This window comes from Pseudomonas sp. HY2-MNA-CIBAN-0224, from assembly GCF_040310285.1.
Lineage (GTDB): Bacteria > Pseudomonadota > Gammaproteobacteria > Pseudomonadales > Pseudomonadaceae > Aquipseudomonas > Aquipseudomonas helleri.
Window position 1 is genome coordinate 1 of sequence record NZ_JBEOPQ010000121.1, and the last position, 4,182, is coordinate 4,182.

General features: G+C 59.1%; 6 protein-coding genes. 4 read left to right on the forward strand and 2 right to left on the reverse strand.

What is annotated here, in order from left to right:
- Positions 1-66 precede the first annotated feature (66 nt).
- Together ubiA and AAEZ03_RS25580 are read right to left on the reverse strand one after the other, a co-directional pair.
- The gene (gene ubiA, locus AAEZ03_RS25575; RefSeq protein WP_048372510.1) at positions 67-957 is read right to left on the reverse strand and encodes a 4-hydroxybenzoate octaprenyltransferase; all 891 of its coding nucleotides are present in this window, start codon (positions 955-957) and stop codon (positions 67-69) included.
- A complete protein-coding gene (locus tag AAEZ03_RS25580) occupies positions 957-1,520 on the reverse strand; it encodes a chorismate--pyruvate lyase family protein (RefSeq protein ID WP_350582480.1) in 564 nt (187 codons plus the stop codon). The genes ubiA and AAEZ03_RS25580 overlap by 1 nt, the downstream gene beginning before the upstream one ends.
- Before the next feature lie 201 nt (positions 1,521-1,721).
- On the opposite strand from AAEZ03_RS25580, the gene AAEZ03_RS25585 reads away from it, so the two are divergent.
- The 4 genes from AAEZ03_RS25585 to AAEZ03_RS25600 all read left to right on the forward strand — a co-directional run bounded on the left by AAEZ03_RS25585 (position 1,722) and on the right by AAEZ03_RS25600 (position 4,108).
- Entirely contained in the window at positions 1,722-1,889 is a 168-nt protein-coding gene (locus tag AAEZ03_RS25585; protein ID WP_002555879.1) for a rubredoxin, read from the forward strand.
- A gap of 39 nt (positions 1,890-1,928) precedes the next feature.
- The gene (locus AAEZ03_RS25590; protein WP_350582486.1) at positions 1,929-3,077 is read left to right on the forward strand and encodes an NAD(P)/FAD-dependent oxidoreductase; all 1,149 of its coding nucleotides are present in this window, start codon (positions 1,929-1,931) and stop codon (positions 3,075-3,077) included.
- A gap of 190 nt (positions 3,078-3,267) precedes the next feature.
- On the forward strand, positions 3,268-3,543 hold the full coding sequence (locus tag AAEZ03_RS25595; RefSeq protein ID WP_048372506.1) for an HU family DNA-binding protein: 276 nt from the start codon (positions 3,268-3,270) through the stop codon (positions 3,541-3,543).
- A gap of 184 nt (positions 3,544-3,727) precedes the next feature.
- Positions 3,728-4,108 carry a hypothetical protein gene (locus AAEZ03_RS25600; protein ID WP_048372505.1) on the forward strand — a complete coding sequence of 127 codons (381 nt, stop codon included), beginning with the start codon at positions 3,728-3,730 and terminating at the stop codon, positions 4,106-4,108.
- Positions 4,109-4,182: the final 74 nt, after the last annotated feature.

Consider the following 4,182-nt stretch of genomic DNA (forward strand, 5'->3'; position numbering starts at 1 on the left):
GCTTGCTCGCGATCTTTTAAACGATCAAAAGATCGCGAGCAAGCTCGCTCCTACAGGAGGTTTGGGTTAGTTCAGTGCGTAATTCAGCACGATGCCCACGAAGATCGCCAATCCGGCCCAGTGGTTATGCAGGAACGCCTGGAAGCAGCGCTGGGGTTCGCGGTTGCGGGTGTACCAGAATTCCCACAGGTAGCAGCCCGCAGCCACCAGCAGGCCGAGGTGGAACCAGCCGCCGAGGTCGAATTGCACGCCAGCCAGCAGCAGGCAGCCCAACGACAGGCCTTGCAGACCGAGGATGATCACGCGGTCGGCATCGCCAAACAGGATGGCGGTGGATTTAACGCCGATTTTCAGGTCGTCGTCGCGGTCGGTCATCGCGTAGTAGGTGTCGTAGGCCACGGTCCACAGCAGGTTGGCGATGTACAGCAACCACGCCGCCGCTGGCAGGCTGTCGGTCTGGGCGGTGAAGGCCATGGGCATGCCCCACGAGAACGCCGCGCCCAGTACCACTTGCGGGTAGTAGGTGTAGCGCTTCATGAACGGGTAGCTCGCCGCCAGGGCCAGGCCGCCGAATGACAACCATACGGTGGTGGCGTTGGTGCACAGCACCAGCAGGAAGCTGATACCCATGAGCAGCGCAAAAAACACCAAGGCTTCTTTGCTGCTGATTTTTCCGCTGACCAGCGGCCGTTGTTCGGTACGTTTGACGTGGCCATCGACCTTGCGGTCGGCAAAGTCGTTGATCACGCAACCGCCCGCCCGGGTCAGGATCACGCCGAACACAAAAATCAGCAGAATACCCAGCGAAGGCACGCCCTTGGCGGCAATCCACAAGGCCCACAGGGTCGGCCACAACAGCAGGTAAATGCCGATGGGCTTGTCCATGCGGGTCAGTTGGATAAAGTCCCAAGCGCGCGGGTTCAAGCGATTAAGTGATTTGAGCAGGCTCACGTACATCAGTTGTTCTCCGGCCGGGCACTCAGGGCGGCCCACAGGTTAGGTAAGAAGACTTCGGCCACCAGCACGCTCAACGGGCCCCGCGAGAAACGCGAGCGCCTCGCCCACAGGCCGTCTGCCTGATCAGCCACGGGCAAGCCGCCGCGCGGGTATTGGCACACCTGCATCGGCCCGCGCTCAAAGGCGTTATCGCTAAACAGCAAGCCGCCCAATGAGCGCGCCCCCAGCGCTTCCATGTCGAAGCCACCTATTTGCAGGACGCTTTTTGCGGCGACGCTGCGGGCAAATACCCACGGTTGCTGATGGCCTAGTAAATACACTTCGCGCACCCAGCCCTGGCTGTTTCCAGGCAAGTCGAGGGCGGTGCATTCGTCGGCACGCAGGGTCTGCCAGCCTTCGAAAAGCGGCAGCACGCTGAAGGAGCCGTCTGAAAGTACGGTAAGACGTTGAGTCAGGGAGCCTTGATCGAACAACCAGTCGAGGGTCTGTACGTCAGGCGGTGCAGGAAGTTCGCTTTGCTCAAGCCAGACAGGCGAGACCAGCGTAGAAGTTATGTGCGGCACAGTGGGTCATAATTGGCAGCCATTGAGGCGGGCGAGCTTATCACGCTGATCCTTGCTTGAGCGCCAGAGTGCCATCAGGCAGTCGTCGGGCTTGCATCTGTCGGTGTTGATCAGTACAAACGGCCTGAATTTTGCGAGTAACACAACCGATTGATAAGAGTCTGTGCCCTCGCCCACGCCTGAGCGAAAGGAAATACCCCTATGAAAAAGTGGCAATGCATTGTTTGTGGACTGATTTACAACGAAGCCGATGGCTGGCCGGATGACGGTATTGCGCCCGGTACGCTGTGGCAGGACGTCCCTGAAGACTGGCTGTGCCCGGACTGCGGTGTTGGCAAAATGGATTTCGAAATGATCGAAATCGGCTGATCCGCCCTGTTTTTGAATTGATTGACTCTGGAGATTGGAATGAGCGCACCTGTTGTGATCGTTGGCACTGGGCTGGCTGGCTATAACCTGGCCCGGGAGTTTCGCAAGCTGGACAGCGAAACACCGCTGCTGTTGATCACGTCCGATGACGGGCGTTCCTACTCCAAGCCGATGCTGTCCACCGGCTTTGGCAAAAACAAAGAAGCCGATGGCTTGATCATGGCCTTGCCCGGCGCCATGGCCGAGCAGCTCAAGGCGCAGGTGCGCACCCACACCCGCGTCAGCGGGATTGATCCGGGCCATAAGCAACTGTGGATCGGTGAAGAAGCCGTGCCCTACCGCGATCTGATTTTGGCCTGGGGCGCGCAATCGGTGCAGGTGCCGGTCGAAGGCGATGCTCAGGATGCGATCTTCTCGATCAATGACCTGGAAGACTACGCCCGCTTTCGTGCAGCGGCCGCGGGCAAGCGCCGTGTGCTGATTCTGGGTGTCGGCCTGATCGGTTGCGAGTTCGCCAACGACTTGATCGCGGGGGGCTATGAGGTCGACCTGGTGGCGCCGTGCGAGCAAGTGATGCCGACGCTGCTGCACCCTGCGGCTGCGGCCGCCGTGCAATCGGGCCTGGAAAGCCTGGGCGTGCGTTTTCATCTCGGGCCGGTGCTCACGCGTTTGCAGCGCACCGAAGATGGCCTTGAGGCGCACTTGTCGGACGCCAGCGTGATCGCCTGTGATGTGGTGGTGTCAGCCATTGGTTTGCGCCCGCGCACCGATCTGGCGGCCGCTGCCGGCCTGCGGATCAACCGCGGTATCGAAGTGGACCGTCAGCTTAAAACCTCCCACGCCAACATCTACGCGCTGGGCGACTGCGCGCAGGTCGACGGTTTGAGCCTGCTCTACGTGATGCCGCTGATGAGCTGCGCACGGGCGCTGGCGCAGACCCTGGCGGGCAACCCGACAGCGGTCAGCTACGGGGCCATGCCGATCACGGTAAAAACCCCGGTGTGCCCGCTGGTGGTCTCGCCGGTGCCGCGTGGTTGCGAAGGTGTGTGGACGGTGGAAGGTCAGGGTGCCGACATCAAAGCCCTGTGCCGCGATGCAGACGGCAAGCTGCTCGGCTATGCCCTTACCGGCGAGGCGGTTCGCGAGAAACTGGCGCTGAACAAAGAGTTGCCTGCGCTGTTGGCGTAAACGCTCTACCTTTTGTCGTAAATGTCATTGCCTTGCCTCAACAAAGCGCCTGCTGAGGGTGGCGCGTGACTTGGTCGCGTGCCATCCTCACACCGGTCTGCCGCAGAGTAGAGCCTGCGGCGCCTTGGATGCTGCTCCATAGAAGAGCAGCACGGACATAACAACAAAAAACCGTCAAAGAGGCTTCATCATGCGTAAACCAGAACTCGCCGCCGCTATCGCTGAAAAGGCTGACCTCACCAAAGAGCAAGCCAGCCGCGTACTCAATGCAGTGCTCGAAGAAATCACCAACGCCCTGCACCGCAAAGACAGCGTCACGCTGGTCGGTTTCGGTACGTTTATCCAGCGCCATCGCGGTGCACGGACCGGGCAGAACCCGCAGACCGGTCAGCCAGTGACCATCAAAGCCAGCAACACCGTAGCCTTCAAGCCTGGCAAATTCCTTAAAGACAGCGTCAACCCTTAAGCGGGGCTGGTTTTTAGAGGAGCGGGCAAGCTGGCTTGCCCGTTCTTGAGAGTAAATTGGCCGATCATGCGGCCATAAGTGGCAAAAACACGTCTATCAGCGCCTATTTCTTTGGATATGTGGCGTTCTTCGCTCAAATCGTTAAACTGCGCCGGCTCTTTATTTATTCCCCGAGGCCGCGTACATGAAATTTCGTTTTCTGCTCTGGATGCTGGGCTTTCTGATGGGCAAAGCCAGCCGTAAAAACCCTGCTTTTCAACAGCAATTGGTTGATAAAGACATGGTGTTCCAGCTGCAAACCCTCGATGGCAAAGTCGCCCGTCACTTCAAAGTCAAAAACCAGCGTATTACCAGTCACTCGGGCTTATACCCGGACCCGGTGTTTGCCATCGCCTTTAAAGATGCCGCTTACGGCTTTGCCACGATGCAGGCCAAAAACAAGCAACTGGCGTTTATGACCGGGATCCAGGACAAGTCGATTCAGATCAAGGGTAATCCGGCGCAGGTCATCTGGTTTCAGGGCCTGACCAAGTACCTCAAGCCGCGTAAAAAGCCGAAGGCTTGATCTTCAACCCGTAGGAGCGGGGGGTGGGGCCGGGCGGGTGTTTGGTGAAAAAAAAACCACGGAACCGCGCGGCG